A 21,237-nucleotide genomic window follows, 5' to 3' on the forward strand; every position below is an offset into this window, starting at 1 on the left:
TTAGTGTAAAATGTAAAAGAGGTGATAATTTGGCATATTTAGTAATTGGTATTTTAGTACTAGGGATGGTTATAACTTATAAAGGGGCAAGAGAACATAATGAGAAGAAGTATCTAAATGAAGTAAGAGAAGAATATGGCAAGCTTAAAAATATTAAATTAAACGATATAGATTTAAGCAAAACTAAAGGATACTTCGATTTTATAAAGGATAAATTAAACTTTTATATTGATGATATAACATGGAATGATTTAAATATGGACGAGATATTTAAAGGGATAAATAACACAGGGACATCTTTAGGAGATGAAATATTATATAAAACTTTAAGGGAGCAAAGTTTTGATTTAAATGAACTTAAAAGAAGAGATAATCTAATAGAATTTTTTAAAGATAATAAAGATATACGTGAAGATATTATGATAAAGTTAAGGATTTTAGGAAAAAGTGATAGCGTTATGATATATAAACATTCCATAGCTAAAAAACTATGGAATTATAAATTTTTATATTTGTTATCAAAACTTCCTATAATTTTTGGAGTTTTAATTATTTTTAAGCCAATCTTTTTTCTTTTTATGATAGTTTCTCTTTTAGTTAATATTTATATAGCACAAAAAAGTTATAAATATAATAATTGCAGACTTGTAGATTATGAATATATAATAAAGGTTTTAAAATTTGCAAATTATGTATGTGATTTAGATATTTCAGTTATAAATGACTCTTATAAAAATATAAAATATGAATTAAAAAAGCTTGGAAAAACTAAGAGGCAGTACTTTTTAAAGGCAGAAAATTCAATTCCCGAAGCTATAGGTTTTAATGAAGTTTTAAAGCTATTTTTCTTATCAGAAGCTTTGAAAATAGAAAAAATAAGTAGCAATTTAAGAAATAATGAAGGTTCACTACTTAAGGCTTATGAGTTTGTAGGAGAATTAGATTCGCTTTTAGCTATATCATCTTTAAGAGAATCACTAAAATTAATCTCTAAGCCAGAGTTTATAAAAAATAAAGAAATAAGCATAGAGGATGCTTACTATCCTCTTATAAAAAATCCAGTTTTAAATTCTTTAGAGATAAAGGATTCTATACTTATTACAGGGTCTAATGCATCTGGTAAGTCTACATTTTTAAGGGCCGTAGGGCTTAATATAATATTTTCTCAAAGCTTTTATATGTCATTTTCAAAAAGCTATAGGGGAGACTTCTTTAAGGTTTATTCTTCTATGGCACTAAAAGATGATTTGTTAAGTAAAGAAAGTTATTACATGGTTGAATCTAAATCATTAAAAAGGATAATGGATGCAAAAACAGGAAACGAAAATATTATTTGCTTTATAGATGAAATTTTAAGAGGTACAAATACTATTGAGAGAATTGCGGCATCTTCAAGAATACTTAAGTTTTTAGCAGAAGATGGATACAAGGTAATAGCTGCAACACACGATTTAGAATTAACAGATATCCTTAAAAATTATTATTTAAATTATCATTTTAGTGAAAGTATTTTAGAAGATGAAATAGTATTTGATTATAAGATAAACAAAGGAAGGACAAAAACTAGAAATGCTATAAAAATCCTTCAGATTTTAGGGTATGATGAAAATGTTATAAAAGAAGCAAATGAAAGTGCAAATGATTTTATGGAAAGTAATAAATGGGAAGTAATTTAAAAAGGTGATTTTATGATTAAGGGTTATGATAGGTTAGAAGATTTTGAAAAAGTTAAAATTTTAGATTGTTTAAATACAAAAGAAAATATAACACTAGAGGAAATGGATTTAAGGTATAAAGATGAGATTTATAATTTTTCTAAAAATGTATTTATAAATTTTAAGGATACTCCAAAAGTAATTTTAAATTGTATAACTAAAGAAGTAGAAAAATTAAAAACAGGCTATATAATAATAGACAGCATTTTTACAGATAAAAAAGAAGAGATAGATGAAGCTTTAAATTATGCAGAAGATTTTATAGAAAACCTAGGTGCAGTTAAAGTTTTAATTTGTTTTAGAGAAAAAGATAAAGGTGTTTTAGAAAGTTTAGGGTTTAAATATTCTTATAGATCTTACGCTATGGAACTTATAGATAATGATTTAAAAGCTTTAGAACTATTAAACTTAGAAGAACTAAACGAAAAAAATCAAAAAGAATTTATAAAAATATATAATTCTGCCTTTAATGATATGCCACACGGCTGCACTTTAAGTGAAGAAGAATGTTCAAATCTTTTAAAAGAAAAAGATAAAAGTTTTATAGTTAAGAAAGGACGAGAGTCTGTTGGCTTTTTAACCTTAGATATAGAAAAGGAAAATGGGAAATTTGATATAGGCTTAGATAGAAAATATAGAAATAGAGGTCTTTCAAAAGAACTTCTTGAAACAGCAATAGTTAATTTGAAAATAAGGGGAGTAAAAACTGTTAGCCTTATAGTTATTGAAAAAAATAAAAGAGCTTTTGAAATTTATAAAAGGCGAGGATTTGAAGTCAAAAACACTTTAGGTTACTGGTATGAAAAATCTTTCTTACAAGATGAAACTTTAAAAGAAGATATGGCAAAGGAAGCCTGCACGTGGAAATATAGAGGAAAGTACAAAGTTTACAATATGTCTTACAGAGAAGCTTTAATTAAAAAATATTCTATAGGGATAAAAGAAAGTAGAGAAAAAGAATTTATAGGGTATAAATTAAAAGATAATCTAATAGGATACGGTAGGGTTAGAGAATATAATAATGAGTGTTATATAGGGATAGGAATAAAACCAAGCCTTTGCGGAAAAGGCTACGGGAAATTTATAATGAATGATTTAATAAATAAAGCTAAAGAAAGATATAAAGATAAGGATATTGTAGTTGAAGTTAGAGATTTTAATAAAAGGGCTATTAAATGTTACGAAAAATTAGGATTTAGGATAATTGATGTATATGAAATTATAAGAGGAGAAAGAATAACCTTTTATAAGATGAAATTAATAAATTAATAATTATTAAAATTTGTGATATTTTAGTTTATAACCCTAACTATTTATGTTTATAATAATAGTTAGGGCTTTTTATCTTTAGGTAAAAAGTATTATGTGTAAAATTAAAATTAAGAGGTATTATAAATGAGTCAAGATAAAAAATTAAAAGAAGAAAGAGGGATTTTAGAAGAAAAAAGAAATCTCATTCAAGAAGAGTTAGATTCAAAAGAGGATTATGTAAAAAAAGTAACGGATAAATATAATGAGTTATCAAAAGCATTAAAAGGGAAATATAATTCTGAAAAAGATACTATAGGTAAAGCTAAAGAGCTTGCCATAAAAGATATCGCAAAATATGAAGAGGCTTTTAATACTCCTTATTTTGGGAGAGTAGACTTTAGAGAGCTAAAGACTGTAGAAGTAGAAAAAATATATATAGGAAAACACGGTATAAGTAGTACTTCAAATGGAGAAGAAATAGTAGTAGACTGGAGAGCACCAGTTGCAGACCTTTATTATAGCGGTACTGGTGGAGAGGCTTCATATAAAGCACCTGCTGGAATTATAGATGGTGAATTATCATTAAAGAGAAAGTTTTTATTTGATGAAGAGTATGAACTAAGTAGAGTCTTTGATGAAAGTATAAATGAAATTATGATAAATGGTGGAGAAGGACAAGAGTTAGTAGACGAATTCTTAAAGATTAACCTTGAAGAAAGTAGAGGGAAAAAGCTTAAAGAAGTAGTAGCTACAATCCAAAAAGAGCAAAATGATATTATAAGGTGGCCAAGAACTCTTCCTCTTATCGTTCAAGGTTCAGCAGGTTCAGGAAAAACTACTATAGCACTTCATAGATTAGCTTATTTAATTTATAGATATAAAGAAACTATGACAAGTGAGGATATTTTAGTTCTTGCACCAAACAAATTATTCTTAGATTATATATCTGAGATTCTTCCAAGTCTTGGTGCTCACGAAGTTAAGCAAAGCACCTTTGAAGAATTAGTAAAGACTAAGGCAAAATTAAAGGGTAAAATATACAATAAAGACGAAAAACTAAATGAAATAATGACTGAAACTGATCCTTTAAAAAGAAAGTTTATAATTAATTCAGCAAAAGTCAGAGGATCTATGTCATTTAAAATAATGTTAGATAGATATATAACACTTTTAGAATCTAGATCTTTAGATATAAAAGATATAGTAATAGAAGGAATAGTATTATTTTCAAGGAAAGAAATAATGCGTCTTTATTTAAAAGATTTAAAAGCTTACCCCATAAATAAAAGAAAAGATGAGATAAAGAGATATCTAAATCTAAAAATAAAAGAAAAAACAGCGGCAGTTATTCAAAAAGTAGATTTAGAATGGGAAGGGAAAATAAAAGAAATCAAGTTAGAGATTGAAGACAAAGAAGAAAGAAGAAAAGCTTTAGTTAAGTCTTATGATGAGAGAGATACTATAAAAGAGGCTGTTAGAAAAAATGCTAAGAGTGCTTTAAATGAATACTTTAAGGCTTGGAGAGGAATAAATCCAGCGGATATTTATTCAGGATTTTTTGAAGACCCTGACCTTTTTGAAATCGCAACAGATGGTCAAATACCAGAAGCATTAGGCGAATATATGAAAAATGACTTTAAAGAAAAAACAGAAAACGGATTAATAGATGAAGATGATTTAGCAGCACTTCTTTATATAAGAGTTCTTTTAGAGGGAATAGATGATAAAGAAAAGTTCAAACACATCGTTGTAGACGAAGCGCAAGATTATAGCCCTTTCCAAGTTTATTTAGTAAACGAACTATCAAAAGGTAACTCTATTACATTAGTTGGAGATTTAGCTCAAGGAATTTATTTTTATAAGGGATTAAAAACCTGGGAAGATATAACAGAAAAATTATTTAAAGGTAGATCGACCTTTATAAGTTTAAGTCAAAGCTATAGATCTACAGTTGAAATAATAGAATTTGCAAGAAATTCTCTAAAAGCACAAGATTTAGGTCTTAAAGATGCAAAACCGGTTTTAAGGCATGGTGATGTTCCTAAAATTATAACTGCAAAAACAGATTTAGATGTTTCAAAAGAAATAGAAAACATAGTTAGAGAAATTAAAGCTAAAGGAAAAAATGTTATTTCTATAATAACAAAGGATAATGATGAAGGAATAAAACTTGAAAAGATTTTAAAGAAACATCTTAAAGAATTTACTTTCCAAAGAATTAAAGGAAAAGAAAAAGAATCTAAAAGTGATTTAACTATAATTCCATCATTTTTAACTAAAGGGTTAGAATTTGACTGCACTATAATTTATAATCCTACAAAGGAATTATATGATAAATCTAGTACATTAGATCAAAGATTATTATATGTTTCTTTAACTAGAGCACTTCATAGCGAATATATAATAAAAAGAGACTCAATAACTGAATTAATATAAAAACTAATCGGGAAATTAATTGAAAATTTCTATTAATTTCCCGAATTTTGTTTGTAAAAGAAGTAAAATATATTTATAATAAGATATATTTAAAAAAAGGAGAATTTAAAATGGAAGAAAAAGAAATAATGTCTTTTAGAGATGAAGAAGGAAATAAAATTGACTTTGAAGCAATAGCTAAAGTTTATCTTGAAGAAAAGGATAAAGAATATTTACTATTATCTCCTGTAGAAGGAAATACAGAAGAAATTTTAATATTTAGAATAGACAAAGTAAATGATTTAGAAGAATATAATATAGTTGAAGATGATAAAGAATTCTTAGCTGTAAAAAAAGAATATAAAAATTTAATTTACTAATAATAAAAAGAGGGGATGGTTTATAATGAATATATCAGGAATAGTTATAATGCTTGAAGAAAACGGACTTACAGAAGTATCAGAAATATTATCTCTAAGCGATCACTCTGTGATAGAATTCTTCTACGATTTTGATATTGATGAATTAAAAGCTGCAAGAGCTTACGCAAACGAAGAAAGTGATGCAGAAGAAGATTCTATTGAGTGGAAAAGAGAGTATTATATTCCCTACCTTCTAGATATAGCTAAAGATAATAGCGAGGCTATAGTTGAAGAAGCTATGGATGAGTTTGAATTAGAATGGAAATTAGAGGATTCTACTTTAGACGCTAACGAAAACAAATATCTTAGATTTGTTTTAGCTTGTGCTAAAGAAGAATATATAGGAGATTTAGAAGAACTTTTAAACGATTACCTTTAGTTTTAAAAATGTCCTTGCATTCTAATAGAGAAGTGATATAATAAAGGCATAGAAATCCTGAGATGTGCGCAAGGCTTATCATATTCAACCTACATAGTATATTCGGGACTAGCAAAAGTAATATTCATGTCAGGCCCTAAGCTTAGCTTCAGTTTTGACAAGGGAAGGCAGAAGTATATTATGAGTTTGACCCACCTGCGAGGAGCAGGTTTTGAATATATAAGCTAACGGCATGTTGGGATCTTAAATGACTTTAACCCCTCTTAATTTATTAAGAGGGGTTTGTTATTTTCTAAATTAAAAAAGATGTAGCAATTACTAGTGGGATAGTTTGCTACACCTAAAATTTCTTATTATAAACTAAAGATTAAGCTGCGATTCTACTTGCAGCTCTAACTAGTCCTTTTCTTCTGCTGTGTCTAGTATAGATAAATTTTTGATGCATAGAAATAAATTTGTCTAAATCTTGTGAAACATATACAACAAACTTATTTGTTGGGGATAAGCATCTTGTTAAAAGGTTTAGTAGTTTTTTACGAAAACTGATTTTTCTTTTTAATTTCTTAATTGTCATCAAACGCACCTCACATTCTACATTTCTCTCACCTTGTATAGTCATTTTATAACATAATATATCTTATTGTAAATCAATATCGTTTTCCAAGATATGACAAAAAGATATGATAAAAAACTATAAAAAACATAATAACAAAAATTTTCTGTCGAAAAGGAAAATATAAAAGTTTAGGCTGTCAAAAAATATAAAAAATTAACTTTAAAGCACTCTAGCACTCTATTAGTTGATAACTTAAAGAAATAAAGGTAAAATATAATATATAACTAAAGTTAAGGAGATTAAGATGATGAATAATTTAGATGTTAATAATATAAAAAATATGACAATAGAAGAAGTAACAGAAAAGATAAACGAGTTTTCTGCCTTAAAAAAAGAAAGAGAATTAACAGAAGAAGAAATTATATTTAGAGATGGATTAAGAAGAAGATATTTAGATAACGTAAAGAAAAATTTAAGAGCTCAATTAGAACAAGTAGAAATAAAAAAAGATTAATATATAAAGGGTGATTGGTATGGCGGTAAGTGTCAAAAAGCTTATAAAAGATTTCGAACTTGAAGTATTAGTTTCTGGAAAAGACGAAGAAGTAATAAATGTATGTGATATAAATAGACCTGGATTACAATTATCAGGTTTTTATAACTATTTTGCACCAGAAAGGCTTCAAGTAATAGGTAAAGCTGAATGGAGCTTCCTAGATGATATGCAAAAGGAACTTAGAGAAAAGAGATTAAAAAAATATTTTAGTTTTGATATGAAATGTTTAATAATTACTAGAGGGCTAGAACCTCACGAAGAACTTATAAAATACGCAACGCAAAAAAACATTTGGGTGCTTAGAAGCAATTTAGTTACTACTAAATTTATAAGTAAGATGACAATATATATGTCTGATAAATTAGCACCTGAAACTAGATTGCATGGAGTTTTGGTAGACGTTTACGGAATAGGTATCTTAATTACAGGTGAAAGTGGAATTGGTAAAAGTGAAGTTGCACTAGAACTTATAAAAAGAGGTCATAGACTTGTAACTGATGATGCTGTTGATATTAGAGAGATAGATGGAGATTTAATAGGGTCATCTCCTAGAATAACTATAGGTATGCTTGAAGTTAGGGGAATTGGTATTATAGATGTATCAGCTCTATACGGTTTAAGTTCAGTTCTTCAAAGAAAGAATATTAAATTAGTAATGCATTTTGAACACTGGAAAAATGATGGGGATTACGATAGATTAGGAACAAATATCGAATGTATGGATATTTTAGGAGTTCCTGTTAGAAAATTAACTGTACCAATCAGACCAGGTAGAAATATAGCTGTTATAGTTGAAGCTGCAGCTGTTAACTATAGATATTCTTTAATGTCTAACGAAACACCAGTAGATATTATTGAAAGCAGAATAAAAGAAGTTAGTGATAGTAGACTTTAATTTATATAGATGAGGCTTTTTGCTTCATCTATATTTTAAAATAACATAAAACTTTAAACTTAAAAGGGAGGTCATTAATATGGCAAGATTTACTGATAATGCTTGGAACAAGTATGATGAAAAGGATATGAAAGAAGTCTTTGATTTTTGTGATGGATATAAAGATTTTATGTCTAAATGCAAAACTGAAAGAGAGTGTGTAATTGAAGCTATTAAAATAGCTGAAAAAAATGGGTATAAAGATTTAAATGAAATGATAAATAAAGGTGAAAAATTACAAGCCGGAGATAAGGTTTATGCAAATAATATGGGTAAAGCTTTAGCTTTATTTATCATTGGAAAAGAAAAGATAGAAAAAGGTTTAAAAATATTAGGTGCACACGTAGATTCACCTAGATTGGATTTAAAACAAAATCCTCTATATGAAGATACAGAACTTGCATTTTTAGATACTCATTACTACGGTGGAGTTAAAAAGTACCAATGGGTTACTTTACCTTTAGCACTTCACGGTATCGTAGTTAAAAAAGATGGAACTAAAATTGATATAGTAATCGGAGAAGACGAAGAGGACCCTGTAGTTGGTATTTCAGATCTTTTAATTCACTTAGCAGCAGATCAAATGGATAAAAAGGGTGCTAAGGTAATAGAAGGTGAAGACCTTAATGTTTTAATTGGAAGTATGCCTCTTAAAGGAAAAGAAAAAGATGCAGTTAAAGAAAATATCTTAAAATTATTAAAAGATAAATATGATTTTGAAGAAGAGGACTTCTTATCTGCTGAAATAGAAATAGTGCCAGCTGGTCGTGCTAGAGATTACGGATTAGATAGAAGTATGGTTATGGCTTACGGACAAGACGATAGAGTTTGTTCATACGCTTCGTTAATGGCGATGTTTGAAATAGAAAATATAGATAAAACTTGCTGCTGCCTTCTTGTAGATAAAGAAGAAGTAGGAAGTATCGGTGCTACTGGTATGGAATCAAAATTCTTTGAAAACATAGTAGCAGAAGTTATAGAACTAAAAGAAGGGTATAATGATTTAAAACTTAGAAGATGTTTAACAAACTCAAAAATGTTATCATCAGATGTAAGTGCAGCATTTGACCCGAATTACCCTTCAGTTATGGAAAAGAAAAATTCAGCTTACTTTGGAAAAGGTATAGTATTTAATAAGTATACAGGCGCTAGAGGAAAATCAGGTTGTAATGATGCAAATGCTGAATATATAGCTGAACTTAGAAATCATATGGAAAAATATGATGTATCTTATCAAACTGCAGAACTTGGAAAAGTTGACCAAGGAGGCGGTGGAACTATCGCATATATCTTAGCTCAATACAACATGGAAGTTATAGACTGTGGAGTTGCTGTATTAAATATGCATTCTCCTTGGGAAATCACTTCAAAAGCTGATATATTTGAAACTAAAAAAGGCTATGTAGCTTTCTTAAAGGAAGCATAAAATTTAAACTATCCCAAGATTAATTTTTTGGGATAGTTTTTTATTTATACCTAATTAATAAATAAGTTATAGAAATTTTAAAGAAGTACTCATATATTATAGTATAAAAAAATTAGGAGGAACTCCTTATGAATATGAGTCGTTTTAAAAATTATGGTTTATGGGTTTCTATAGCAGCTTTAGTTCCAATGGTTTTACAAGGCTTTGGGTTGAAAATCTTACCAGAAAATTATCAGGAAATAATAAATGCAATACTATCTATTTTAGTAATGGCAGGTATTTTAAATAATCCAACAAGTGAAAGTAAATGGTACGGCGACGGCGAAGTTAAAGCTTTAGAAGAACCAAAAGATAAAGAATAATATTTTTAGCCTGCAATAATTTGTTGCAGGCTTTAAAATTTACATATTTACCCCGTATTTATTAACAAATATTTCAAATAGAATGGGTATAATAGAAATATATAAACTATTAAGTTTGAAAGGTAGTGATTTCTATGAAAAAATGTAATAGAAAGAATTTAGTTTTTAATAGTAAAAAAGGAAAAGTAAATAATAATAAGAAAAAAGCTTTAATAGCTGCAGGAGCTGTTGGAACTTGTGCAGTTGCTGTAGCACTTACAAGAAAAAAGATTAAAGAAAAAGAAGAAAAAACTAAAGTAAAAAGCTATGAAACTGTAAGAAATGATGATAGGCATGCTTATTTTGTAGGTGGTGGGCTTGGTTCTTTAGCTGGTGCTACTTATTTAATAAGAGATTGTAATTTTAAAGGTGAGAACATTCATATACTAGAAGGAATGGATATTCTAGGAGGTAGTAATGACGGTATAGGAGTTCCTGAAGCTGGCTTTGTTTGCAGAGGCGGAAGAATGCTAAATGAAGAAACTTATGAAAACTTTTGGGAATTATTTAAAAGTATACCTTCTTTAGACATGCCAGGTATGAGTGTTACAGAAGAAATATTAAATTTTGATCACCTTCACCCAACTCACGCACAAGCACGTTTAGTTGATAAAGACGGAAATATATTAAACGTTAGATCTATGGGATTTAATAATAAAGAAAGATTAGCACTTGGAAAATTAATGATGATGGATGAAAAGAAATTAGATGGCTTAACAATAGAAGATTACTTTAAAGATATGCCTCATTTCTTCCAAACTAATTTTTGGTATATGTGGCAAACAACATTCGCATTCCAAAAATGGTCTAGTCTTTTTGAATTTAGAAGATATATGGGACGTATGATTTTAGAGTTCTCTAGAATAGAAACTTTAGAAGGGGTAACAAGGTCACCTTACAACCAATACGATTCGTTAATAAGACCACTTAAAGCACATTTAGATATGTTTTCTGTAGACTTTAGAGTAAATACAGTAGTAACTGATATTGATTTTAAAGAAGGAGATGGAATTACAGTTTCTAAAATACACATTAAAGAAGATGGAGAAGAAAAGATTATAGATTTAAGAGATAGAGATATCTGTATTGTTACAAATGGTTGTATGACAGATTCAGCTACACTTGGAGATTTAGATACCCCAGCTAGCTATAATCCTGATAACCCTATTTCAGCTGACCTTTGGAGAAAGATAAGTAAAAAGAAAAAAGGATTAGGTAATCCGGAACCATTTTTTAATCATCCAGAAGAAACTAACTGGGAAAGCTTTACTGTTACTATGAAAGGTGATAAAATGCTAAAACTTATAGAAAAGTTCTCAGGCAATATCCCAGGAAGTGGAGCTTTAATGACATTTAAAGATTCTAATTGGTTAATGAGTATAGTTGTAGCAGCTCAACCACACTTCATAAACCAACCTATGGATACTACAATATTCTGGGGATATGGTTTATACACAGATAAATTAGGTGATTACGTTAAAAAACCTATGAGAAATTGCACAGGTAGAGAAATGCTTGAAGAATTAATTTATCATTTACATCTTGAAGAACATATGGATGAAATAATGGATAGTGTTATAAATGTTATACCTTGTATGATGCCATATATAGATTCACAATTTGAACCTCGTAAATACAGTGATAGACCTAAAGTTGTACCTGATGGTTCTACAAACTTTGCTTTAGTTAGTCAATTTGTAGAAATTCCAGAAGATATGGTATTTACAGAGGAGTATTCAGTTCGTGCAGCTAGAACTGCTGTTTACAAATTATTAGGACTAGATTTAAAAGATATTTGTCCTGTGACTGAATATAAAAAGGATCCTAAAGTTCTTAAAAAGGCTGTTTTGACAGCTTATAGAAAATAAGGATTAAAGGTCGCATGTTTTTAATGCGGCCTTTATTAAACAATTAAGAAAGAAGGAGAGAGATGAAAAATAATAAGTATTTAAGAAGTGCATTTTTAACTGTAGTGTATCTTTTAGTAATAGGGATTACATACCTGTTCTTTGGGATGCAAAATGTGGCACTTTCAATAGTTGCAATTCTTTCAATATCAAAATTATCAAAGGATGATTTTACAATTTCGCCTAAAAGTGAATTGATTAAGCTTATGTCTGGATTTTTAATAATTACAGTTATGGCAGAAATAGCAAGCATAAATGTTTATTTGAGTATTTTTATAAATTTAATAACTATTTTCTTTATTGGTGCTTTAAATTTATGTACTTTAGATAAGGGATATTATAATACGTTTATAGTGGTCTATGTTTATATGTTAATCTTTAAAACAAGTGTAAACGGATTTCCAGTTAGACTTCTTGGAGTAGTATTTTGTGTAGGATTTATTATATTTACGAAGTTATATGTATTTAAGACAAGCTATAAGGATATTAAGCTTAATATTCTAAAAGATATTATAAATATAATGATTAAAAAAATAGAAGATATTAAAACAGATGGAGATATTAAAGATTTAAATGAAAAATTAGATGGGAAAATAGGTCATTTAAATAATTTAATAAATAATACAAGAGCTCGGGAAAATTCATTAACTCAAAAAGATAAATGTATTATGGATTTTATAACAGTTGTAGAAAAGATAAATATGATGCTTCAAAAAATAAATTACGATAAAAAGGTTTGCATAAGTGTAGATAAGTTTATGGGAAATGTAAATGATGTTTTAGAAGTATTATCTAAGTACTTAAATAAAAAAATTAGCATGGAAGAATGTATTCATCAATTAAACAATATAAATGATGAATTAAGTGATACTGATGTGTATGATAAAAAAATTCTTAGTGGAATTATTCAATTTATAAAGATAACTATAGATAAATATATTTTTATAACTGATAGCAAAAGAACTTCATTTAAAATGGCTTTCTCTGATATTTTTAATTTTGAAAAGATAAAAAATAGAGTTAATAACTTTTATAAAGAGAAAAATGAGAGCTTTTACTTTAATTTAAGAATGACTCTTGCAATAACTATAACATATTTTATAGGAACTATTTTAAATAATGGCTCTACAGTGTGTTTAGTATTATCAGCATTTGCTGTAATTCAAGTTGATTCTAAAAATACATTGTTCAAATCTTTTATGAAAATCAAAGGAACTATTTTTGGGTCTTTATTATATGTAGTTTTATATAAATTTTTAGAAGTTAAAGAGGGAAAAATTTTAATAATAGTTTTAGCTATATACTTATTAACTCTTATGAAAGATTACGATAAGATGATGACATTTTCAACTATAATTTCGATAGGAATAAGTGAATTAAATAATCCGTCTATGGTAGTTATTTATAATAAAATATTTTTTGTAGTGATTGGTGTGCTACTTGGTCTAATATCTACTGCCATTATTAAACCTTATAAGTTTAGCAATGAATTTAAAAAGGTTTTAAATAGGATAAGAAAAAATGATGAGTTATTATTTAATCTGTTAAAGAAAGAGGATTTAAAAGAAACTAAAGAAATAAGAGATATTATGTTAGATAATACCTTAATGATTGATTATTTAAATAATATAACAAAGGGAAGCAGAAAATATAAAGTATTTAAACTATGTCATACTAGAATATCTGTAAATGAAGCTTTCTTGTTTAGATTAAATAAGATAAAAAATATAGATAAAGATGATTATTTTAAAAATATACTAGTTAAAGAAATAGAAGAAGATATATATAAGATTGCAAAATTAAAGGTAGAAGAAATATAAAAGTTATGGGAGAAATTTTTCTCCCATAACTTTTATTTAAATAAAGAAATGAATTTATCAAATTCTTCGTCTGTCATTTCCTTATCACCTATATCACCGTGCTTTTTATCTGTGTCAAATTTACCATGGCAGTCTGAACCACAAGATGTAAGTATGTTATTTTCTTTTGCAAAAGCTTTAAGTGACTCTTCTTCTTCTTTAGTGTTTAAGAAATAGATTGCTTCAATAGCATCAAATCCCATATTAGAAAAATCTTTAAGAGGTGACTTTTTGATTAAAACTGGGTGAGCTAGAGATACAACGCAGTTAAAGCTCTTTAAAAGTTTTACTCCATCTTCTGTTGAAATTCTGTTTGCAGGAATAAATGCAGGGCTATCGTTTCCTATAAAGTTATCAAAGATATAATCCCAAGAGTAATCATAGCCAGAGTCTATTATCTCTTGTGCTATATGAGGTCTTCCTACAACACCTTTACTTCTTTTGATTAAATTATCAACACTAATTTCTATATTGAAATGTTCTTTTAATTTATTTACCATCTCTAAGGCTCTATTAAATCTCATTTCTTTAAGATTATTTATATAAGATACAACCTCTTTAGATTTATAGCTATCATCTTTAAAATATCCAAGTACATGAATATTTTCGTTATTATGATAAGTTGAAAACTCTATTCCAGGTATTACTACTATATTATGGTTTTTAGCTTCATTTAAAGCTTCCTCTATTCCAAAAACTGTATCGTGATCAGTTATAGAGATATGTGATACATTATTTTTAACGGCTCTTTTAACAACTTCTGTAGGAGTTAGTAATCCGTCAGATGCAGTTGTATGAAGATGAAAATCTACTTTATGCAATGCTTAAATCTCCCTTCAAGCTTAGATAATTTTTTAAGAATAAAATTATAAGCTATGATATAATTTACATATTATATGTACACTTGTATTTTAGCATAAAGATTTAAAAAATTATAGAAAAATAAGGAATGATGTAGAATATGTTAATAATGATCGATAATTATGATTCATTTGTATATAATTTAGTAAGATATTTTGAGGAATTAGGAGAAGAGATTAAAGTATTTAGAAACGATGTAATAGATGAAGATACTATAAAATCTTTAAATCCTAAAGGAATAATAATTTCACCAGGACCAAAAAGTCCAAAAGAAGCTGGTAATGTATTAGAAATTATAGATAAATTCAAAGAAAAAATGCCTATTTTAGGGATTTGCTTAGGTCACCAAAGTATTGGAGAATATTTTAAATGCGATATAGTAAAAGGGGTTAGACCTATGCACGGCAAAATAACTAAAATAACAACAGATGAAGAAGGTATCTTTAATGGAATTAAAAAAGAGTTTAAGGTAACTAGATATCACTCTCTTGTTATAGATGAGAGTACAATTAGTAAAGAATTAAAAATAACAGCAAAAAGTGAAGATGGTGCTATTATGGGAGTTAAACATAAAACTTTACCAATCTACGGTGTACAATATCATCCAGAAGCTGAACTAACAGAGTTTGGGTATGAGGTTTTAAAGAATTTTATAGATATATGCAATTTATAGGGGGACGTTATGAATTTACAGATAAGAGAGATAAATACTAAATTATATCCTTTTGAAATCTTTAGTATATTTAAAGACACTAAAGATGCAGTTTTTTTAGATAGTTCTAAGGAAGACGAAAATCTATCTAAATATTCTTTTATAGGAATTAATCCTATAGAAAAGATAGAGATTCTAGAAGACTCTAAAGAAGATGGATTTGAAATTTTAAATAAAAAAATACAAAAATACAAAGTAGATATTAAAAGTGATATTCCTTTTGTGGGAGGTTTTATAGGATATATTTCATATGATATGGGAAGGAAATTAGAAGTTATTAAAGATACTTCTAAGGAAGATTTTAAAATTCCACTTATGAGGTTTAATCTATACAAAAACATTATTATTTTTGACTTAAAATTAAATAAAGTTTATATAACAGATTTGTATGAAAATCAAAAAGATAGTAATATAGAAGAAATTATAAACAATATAAATGAGTTTAAACCATTAAAGGCTTTAAGGAAGAAAGATATAAAAAATAATAATACTGAATTTATTTCAAACTTTTCTAAAGAGGAATACATCAAAGCTGTAAAGAAAATGAGAGATTACATAGAAAACGGAGATATTTATATTGCAAATATGACTCAAAGATATTATTGCACTTCAAATAAAGATTCATTTGCCCTATATGAAGATTTAAGAGAAATAAATAAGGCTCCATTTTCAGCCTTTATAAATTACGAAGATTTTCAAATTATAAGTTCTTCTCCAGAGAGATTTATAAAAATAAAAGATAATTTAGTTTCTACAAGACCTATAAAAGGTACAAGACCTAGAGGGAAAAATGAAAAAGAAGATGCTAAAAATAAATTAGAACTTATAAATAGTGAAAAAGATAAATCAGAGCTTTTAATGATAGTAGATTTAGAGAGAAACGATTTAAGTAAAGTTTGCGAAAATAACTCTGTTAAGGTAACAGAATTATTTAAAATAGAAGAATATCAAACAGTATTTCATTTAGTTTCAACTATAGAAGGTAAACTAAAAAAAGAAAATACAGCAGTTGATTGTATGAGAGAGTGTTTCCCGGGAGGTTCTATAACTGGAGCTCCTAAAATAAGAGCTATGGAAATTATAGAAGAATTAGAAGGGGTTAAAAGAAACCTATATACAGGATGCATAGGGTATTTTGACCTTAGGGGAAATAGTGATTTTAATATAGCAATTAGAACTATTTTAAAAAGAGATAATAAAGCGTATTTTGGGGTAGGAGGGGGAGTTACCTACGAGTCTAATGAAGAGGATGAATATATAGAAACATTAGACAAGGCAGTAGCTTTAATGAAAGTATTAAAATGAGAAAAATAATTTTTAATGAGGATAAGTGTTTTATAGATTCTTCAGTTAATTTTGGAATTGGAGTTTTTGAAACTATATATTTTTTAGAAAGTAAGCCAATATTTTTAAACTATCATTTAGGAAGGCTTAAAAATGGGCTTAAAGTGCTTAATTTTAAGGATTTAGAAGAGGAAGAAATTTTAGAAGTTATAAATAAAATTTACCTTAAAAATCATGCCTTAAAGATACTAGTTACAGAAAAAAATATTATAATAAGTACTAGGGAAAATAATTACGATGAAGAAACCTTTAAAAAAGGGTTTAAATTAGATTTTTCAGAGGTTTTAAGAAACTCAACTTCCTATTTAACTTATATAAAATCAACAAACTATGCTATAAATATCTTAGAGAAGATACGAGCTAAAAGCTTAGAATTAGATGATTTTATTTTCTTAAATGAAAAAGGATTTGTAACAGAAACTACAGTATCTAATATTTTCTGTATTAAAGACTCTAAAATATATACTCCAAAGATAAGTGACGGACTTTTAGACGGAACTGTCCGAGAGTTTTTAATTAAGAATTATAATATTATAGAAAAGAGTATAACTAAAGAAGAATTACTAGAAATGGACGAAGTATTCTTAACTAACAGCTTAATGGGGATAATGAAAGTTAAAAAGATAAGTGATAAAGAGTTTAAAAGCGTAGCTACAAGTAAAATAAAAGAATTTTATAATAGCAGTATTACGCTAAGCGGAGGGGATTTAAATTATGATAGATAGAGAAAAGATTTTAGAAGGTGTAAAATTAATAATTGAAGGGATTGGAGAGGATCCAAACCGTGAGGGGTTATTAGAAACACCTGACAGAATAGCTAGAATGTATGAAGAAATATTTAGCGGCATAAATAAAAATGCTAAAGAAGAATTAAGTAAAACATTTGAAGCTTATGGAAGCGATGATGTAGTTATAGAAAAAGATATTACTTTTTATTCTATGTGTGAGCATCATTTTGTACCTTTTTACGGCAAAGTACATATAGCATATATTCCAAACGGAAGAGTTGTAGGTTTATCTAAACTTGCAAGATGCGTTGAGACTTATTCAAAGAAACCACAATTACAAGAGAAATTAACAGCGGAAATAGCTGATGCTATATATGAATATTTAGATGCAAAAGGAGTTTTAGTTTTAGTTGAAGGTGAGCATATGTGTATGACTATGAGAGGTGTTAAAAAGCCTGGAACTAAAACAATAACAACAACTTTTAGAGGCGCATTTAAAGAAGATAAAGATTTAAGACTTGAAACATTATCTTTAATTAAATAGAGGTGAATTTGAGTTTGGATAAAATAAATAGTATCTTAAAAAATAAAAAATATATAGAAAACTTAAAATTACTTGAAAAATTAGAAGAAAACAGGGAGTTTTGCAAACACGATTTAGAGCATTTTTTAAGTGTGTCTAGAATAACTTATATAAAAGCTTTAGAAAATAACTTAGATATATCTAAAGATGTAATATATGCCTTTGGACTTCTTCATGATATAGGACGAGTTTTAGAATATACTAAAGGAATTGAACATCAAAAGGCAAGCGTAATTATAGCAAGTGATATCTTAAAAGAAACAGAGTATACAGAAAAAGAAAAAGAGTTAATTTTAAATCTTATAGATAGTCACAGAAAAAAAGAAGATTTAAACTGTTTAGAAAAGCTTATAAAGACAAGCGATAAAGAGTCTAGAAATTGCTTTAGCTGTAAGGCTTATGAAAAATGTTATTGGAGCGTACAAAAGAAAAATAATATAATTAAATATTAATGAAATGAGGGAAAAATATGAAAATAGGAAATAAAGAGTTTGATTTAAATAAGAGAACATACGTTATGGGTATTTTAAATGCTACGCCAGATTCCTTTTCAGATGGGGGAAATTATAACGAAGTAGATGCAGCAATAAAAAAAGTTTCAGAAATGATTAAAGATGGTGCAGATATTATAGATGTAGGCGGTGAGTCAACTAGACCAAACGCAGAGTATGTTAGTGAAGAAGAAGAAATAAAGAGAGTAGTTCCTATTATTAAAGCTATTAAAGAAAATTTTGATATCCCAGTTTCTATTGATACTTATAAAAGTAAAACAGCAGAAGCGGCATTAAAAGCTGGTGCTGATATAGTAAATGATATATGGGGCTTTAAATACGATAAAAATATGGCAAAAGTTTGTAAAAAATTTAAAGCTAAATGTATCCTTATGCATAACAGAAAAGAAGAAGCTTATAAAGACCTTATGAAAGATGTTAAGTTTGATTTGATTGAAAGCATAAATATAGCCCTTGAAAATGGAGTTTTAAAAGAAGATATAATCTTAGACCCAGGAATAGGTTTTAAAAAGACATACGAAGAAAACTTAAAGGTAATGAATAATTTAGAAGAAATAAAAGCTTTAGGATATCCAGTTTTACTTGGAACTTCAAGAAAATCTATGATAGGTCTAGCACTAGACCTTCCTACAGACAAAAGAGTAGAAGGGACTATAGCAACTACAGTAATCGGAATACAAAAGGGTTGTGAATTTGTAAGGGTTCATGATGTTTTAGAAAATAAGAGAGCATGTCTTATGACAGATGCCATTTTAAGGGTAAAATAGAGGGAGAAAGATGGATAAAATATATTTAAAAGACGTAGAGATATTTGCAAACCATGGTGTATTTAAAGAAGAAAAAGTACTTGGTCAAAAGTTCGTTTTTGATATTGAGTTAAGCCTTGATTTAAGTAAAGCCGGAAGATACGGAGACTTAGAAGAGTCAGTTCATTATGGTGAGCTTTGCCACGGAATAGAAAAAGTAGTAACTTTAGAAAGCATAGATTTAATAGAGACAGTTGGAGAAAAAGTATCTAATTTTATATTAGATACTTACGAATTAGTAAAGTCTTGCAAGGTAAAGGTTAAAAAACCTTGGGCACCTATAAATAGGCATTTAAAATATGCTGCGATAGAAATTAATAGAGGCTGGCACGAAGCTTATTTATCTATAGGAAGTAACATCGGTAATAAGGAAGAAAATTTAGGCTTAGCTATAGATTATATTAATTCTATTGAAGGAACAAAAGTTTTAAAAATCTCTGATTTTATTAAAACTGAGCCTTGGGGATACGAGAACCAAGAAGAGTTTTTAAACGGTGCCTTAAAAGTTAAAACTAGATTAAACCCTAGGGAGTTTATGAAAGAACTTTTAAAAATAGAAGAAAAGATGAAAAGAGAAAGAATAATTAAGTGGGGTCCTAGAATTATTGATTTAGATATAATATTCTTTGATGACTTAGTTACTGACTTTGATGATTTAATTTTACCTCATCCTAGGATGGAAGAGCGAGAATTCGTTTTAGTTCCTTTAAACCAAATAGGGGGGGATGTAATCCACCCTCTATTAAATAAACGTGTATTTAAAATCTTAGAAGATCTCAAAAAATAGAAGTTTAAAGCGTCACATTAAGTAGTTTAATGTGACGCTTTTTTTAGTCTTTTCTAATATAATCGCAAAAATCATATAAATTATATCCTAAAGGAACGTTTTTCATATTTATAATATCAGGAGAGTAGTTTCCATCCCAAGGATGGATAGTTATTAATTCAGAGTCAAAAACATTTATTATGTATTTAGCTTCTTTGAATTTAACTATAAGCCTAAACTCTTCTTTATTACTTAAATCTTTTTTATTCTCTCTTGTATCTTCAACATAATCTTTGTTATTTATAGAATTGAAAAAATTATAAAGAATTATGTTATCACCTTTATCTACAGGGAAAGTTTTATAAAAGTTTGTGTCGAAAACTTCTAGAGAAAACTCTTCTTTATTTTTAATTTTCTCAATAATTTCATTTGAATACAATCCAACGTTAGGTTGCGCTTTAAACTCTAGATACTTAGGGTTAATATTTATGCAACCTACAAAAGAAAGGCTTAATAAACAGATTAAAAATAATGTTATTTTTTTCAAAATAACTACCTCCAAAACATTAGTCTACAATAATTACTATTCTAAAAATAAATCCTTTAGAACAATTTTTAGCTCTAAGAATATAATGTATTAATAAAAAATCCTTGGAGGCATTAAATGAAGATAGGATTAGACACAAATGATGATTATATCCTAAAGACATTTAAGAAAGAGTTAAAATCTAAGGGAATATTCATCGTAGATATGGATTTGCAAATTAGAAAGAGTATAGGAAACGAAGTCTTCGAAAAAGTAATTATTGCAAACACTTCAAGTTTAGATTTTTATTTGAAAGTAGAAGTAAGAAAAGGAAATGATAGCATAAAGATATATAGTGGGGAAAAAGAAGAATCTAAAAATTTCTCTAATTCTTTAAAGGAAAGTTTAAAAGAATTAAATGTAGAAAATATAAGTTTAGAAAATGGAGAAAATTATTATCTTATAAAAAACATAAACATTCCAGTTTCTATAATTAAAGTCTACATTTCAGAAAATACAATACTTGATAAAAAGTTATTAAATGAAAAGATTTTAGAATGTATTTTGAAAATTTAATT

22 protein-coding genes and 1 other RNA gene are annotated in these 21,237 nt (G+C 27.6%); 20 read left to right on the forward strand and 3 right to left on the reverse strand.

Annotated elements, in window-relative coordinates; all coding sequences use genetic code 11:
• The first annotated feature begins 29 nt into the window (after window positions 1-29).
• The 6 genes from INR60_RS02635 to ssrS all read left to right on the forward strand — a co-directional run bounded on the left by INR60_RS02635 (window position 30) and on the right by ssrS (window position 6,428).
• The gene (locus INR60_RS02635) at window positions 30-1,676 is read left to right on the forward strand and encodes a MutS-related protein (RefSeq protein WP_194189921.1); all 1,647 of its coding nucleotides are present in this window, start codon (window positions 30-32) and stop codon (window positions 1,674-1,676) included.
• Window positions 1,677-1,688: 12 nt separating this feature from the next.
• Window positions 1,689-2,984, forward strand: a complete 1,296-nt coding sequence (locus INR60_RS02640) for a GNAT family N-acetyltransferase (protein ID WP_194189922.1) — start codon at window positions 1,689-1,691, stop codon at window positions 2,982-2,984.
• Between the two features lie 126 nt (window positions 2,985-3,110).
• A complete protein-coding gene (helD, locus tag INR60_RS02645; protein WP_194189923.1) occupies window positions 3,111-5,402 on the forward strand; it encodes an RNA polymerase recycling motor HelD in 2,292 nt (763 codons plus the stop codon).
• A gap of 110 nt (window positions 5,403-5,512) precedes the next feature.
• On the forward strand, window positions 5,513-5,761 hold the full coding sequence (locus INR60_RS02650) for a DUF1292 domain-containing protein (RefSeq protein ID WP_194189924.1): 249 nt from the start codon (window positions 5,513-5,515) through the stop codon (window positions 5,759-5,761).
• 25 nt (window positions 5,762-5,786) lie between these two features.
• On the forward strand, window positions 5,787-6,182 hold the full coding sequence (locus INR60_RS02655) for a hypothetical protein (protein ID WP_194189925.1): 396 nt from the start codon (window positions 5,787-5,789) through the stop codon (window positions 6,180-6,182).
• A 51-nt stretch (window positions 6,183-6,233) separates the two neighbouring features.
• Window positions 6,234-6,428, forward strand: a non-coding RNA gene (gene ssrS / locus INR60_RS02660) — 6S RNA.
• 121 nt (window positions 6,429-6,549) lie between these two features.
• On the opposite strand, the gene INR60_RS02665 is transcribed toward ssrS, so the two are convergent.
• Window positions 6,550-6,756: a hypothetical protein gene (locus INR60_RS02665; RefSeq protein ID WP_194189926.1), complete on the reverse strand. Its 207-nt coding sequence runs from the start codon at window positions 6,754-6,756 to the stop codon at window positions 6,550-6,552.
• A 289-nt stretch (window positions 6,757-7,045) separates the two neighbouring features.
• Here INR60_RS02665 and INR60_RS02670 point away from each other — a divergent pair, with 289 nt between their 5' ends.
• From INR60_RS02670 to INR60_RS02695, 6 genes are all read left to right on the forward strand, one after another.
• On the forward strand, window positions 7,046-7,252 hold the full coding sequence (locus INR60_RS02670) for a DUF896 domain-containing protein (RefSeq protein WP_207729520.1): 207 nt from the start codon (window positions 7,046-7,048) through the stop codon (window positions 7,250-7,252).
• A 19-nt stretch (window positions 7,253-7,271) separates the two neighbouring features.
• Window positions 7,272-8,189, forward strand: a complete 918-nt coding sequence (gene hprK, locus INR60_RS02675) for an HPr(Ser) kinase/phosphatase (protein WP_194189927.1) — start codon at window positions 7,272-7,274, stop codon at window positions 8,187-8,189.
• A gap of 79 nt (window positions 8,190-8,268) precedes the next feature.
• Window positions 8,269-9,654: an aminopeptidase gene (locus INR60_RS02680; protein WP_194189928.1), complete on the forward strand. Its 1,386-nt coding sequence runs from the start codon at window positions 8,269-8,271 to the stop codon at window positions 9,652-9,654.
• Between the two features lie 128 nt (window positions 9,655-9,782).
• Complete coding sequence (locus tag INR60_RS02685) at window positions 9,783-10,016, forward strand: phage holin family protein (RefSeq protein WP_194189929.1); 234 nt, start codon at window positions 9,783-9,785, stop codon at window positions 10,014-10,016.
• Between the two features lie 134 nt (window positions 10,017-10,150).
• On the forward strand, window positions 10,151-11,923 hold the full coding sequence (locus INR60_RS02690; protein ID WP_194189930.1) for an oleate hydratase: 1,773 nt from the start codon (window positions 10,151-10,153) through the stop codon (window positions 11,921-11,923).
• A gap of 62 nt (window positions 11,924-11,985) precedes the next feature.
• The gene (locus tag INR60_RS02695; protein ID WP_194189931.1) at window positions 11,986-13,782 is read left to right on the forward strand and encodes an FUSC family protein; all 1,797 of its coding nucleotides are present in this window, start codon (window positions 11,986-11,988) and stop codon (window positions 13,780-13,782) included.
• Window positions 13,783-13,814: 32 nt separating this feature from the next.
• Here the strand turns inward: INR60_RS02695 and INR60_RS02700 are convergent, their stop codons facing one another.
• Complete coding sequence (locus tag INR60_RS02700; protein ID WP_194189932.1) at window positions 13,815-14,642, reverse strand: PHP domain-containing protein; 828 nt, start codon at window positions 14,640-14,642, stop codon at window positions 13,815-13,817.
• Window positions 14,643-14,782: 140 nt separating this feature from the next.
• Between INR60_RS02700 and INR60_RS02705 the strand changes: the two genes are divergently transcribed.
• From INR60_RS02705 to folK, 7 genes are read left to right on the forward strand one after another with little or no spacing between them, the layout of a single operon-like run.
• Window positions 14,783-15,355 (forward strand): anthranilate synthase component II, encoded by a 573-nt coding sequence (locus INR60_RS02705; RefSeq protein WP_194189933.1) that lies wholly within the window; start codon window positions 14,783-14,785, stop codon window positions 15,353-15,355.
• A 9-nt stretch (window positions 15,356-15,364) separates the two neighbouring features.
• Window positions 15,365-16,699, forward strand: coding sequence for an aminodeoxychorismate synthase component I (gene pabB / locus INR60_RS02710; protein WP_194189934.1), 1,335 nt, complete (start codon window positions 15,365-15,367; stop codon window positions 16,697-16,699).
• Complete coding sequence (locus INR60_RS02715) at window positions 16,696-17,463, forward strand: aminotransferase class IV (protein ID WP_194189935.1); 768 nt, start codon at window positions 16,696-16,698, stop codon at window positions 17,461-17,463. The genes pabB and INR60_RS02715 overlap by 4 nt, the downstream gene beginning before the upstream one ends.
• Entirely contained in the window at window positions 17,453-18,010 is a 558-nt protein-coding gene (gene folE / locus INR60_RS02720; protein WP_207729521.1) for a GTP cyclohydrolase I FolE, read from the forward strand. Before INR60_RS02715 ends, folE begins: the two co-directional genes overlap by 11 nt.
• A gap of 14 nt (window positions 18,011-18,024) precedes the next feature.
• Entirely contained in the window at window positions 18,025-18,501 is a 477-nt protein-coding gene (locus tag INR60_RS02725) for an HD domain-containing protein (protein ID WP_194189936.1), read from the forward strand.
• Between the two features lie 17 nt (window positions 18,502-18,518).
• Window positions 18,519-19,328 carry a dihydropteroate synthase gene (folP, locus tag INR60_RS02730; protein ID WP_194189937.1) on the forward strand — a complete coding sequence of 270 codons (810 nt, stop codon included), beginning with the start codon at window positions 18,519-18,521 and terminating at the stop codon, window positions 19,326-19,328.
• A gap of 10 nt (window positions 19,329-19,338) precedes the next feature.
• Entirely contained in the window at window positions 19,339-20,154 is an 816-nt protein-coding gene (gene folK, locus INR60_RS02735; RefSeq protein WP_194189938.1) for a 2-amino-4-hydroxy-6-hydroxymethyldihydropteridine diphosphokinase, read from the forward strand.
• 43 nt (window positions 20,155-20,197) lie between these two features.
• On the opposite strand, the gene INR60_RS02740 is transcribed toward folK, so the two are convergent.
• On the reverse strand, window positions 20,198-20,680 hold the full coding sequence (locus INR60_RS02740; RefSeq protein ID WP_194189939.1) for a DUF4883 family protein: 483 nt from the start codon (window positions 20,678-20,680) through the stop codon (window positions 20,198-20,200).
• A 117-nt stretch (window positions 20,681-20,797) separates the two neighbouring features.
• On the opposite strand from INR60_RS02740, the gene INR60_RS02745 reads away from it, so the two are divergent.
• Window positions 20,798-21,235 (forward strand): hypothetical protein, encoded by a 438-nt coding sequence (locus INR60_RS02745; RefSeq protein WP_194189940.1) that lies wholly within the window; start codon window positions 20,798-20,800, stop codon window positions 21,233-21,235.
• The last annotated feature ends 2 nt before the right edge of the window (window positions 21,236-21,237 follow it).

The sequence above is a fragment of the Clostridium chrysemydis genome (genome assembly GCF_015234215.1).
Taxonomy (GTDB): Bacteria; Bacillota; Clostridia; order Clostridiales; family Clostridiaceae; genus Clostridium; species Clostridium chrysemydis.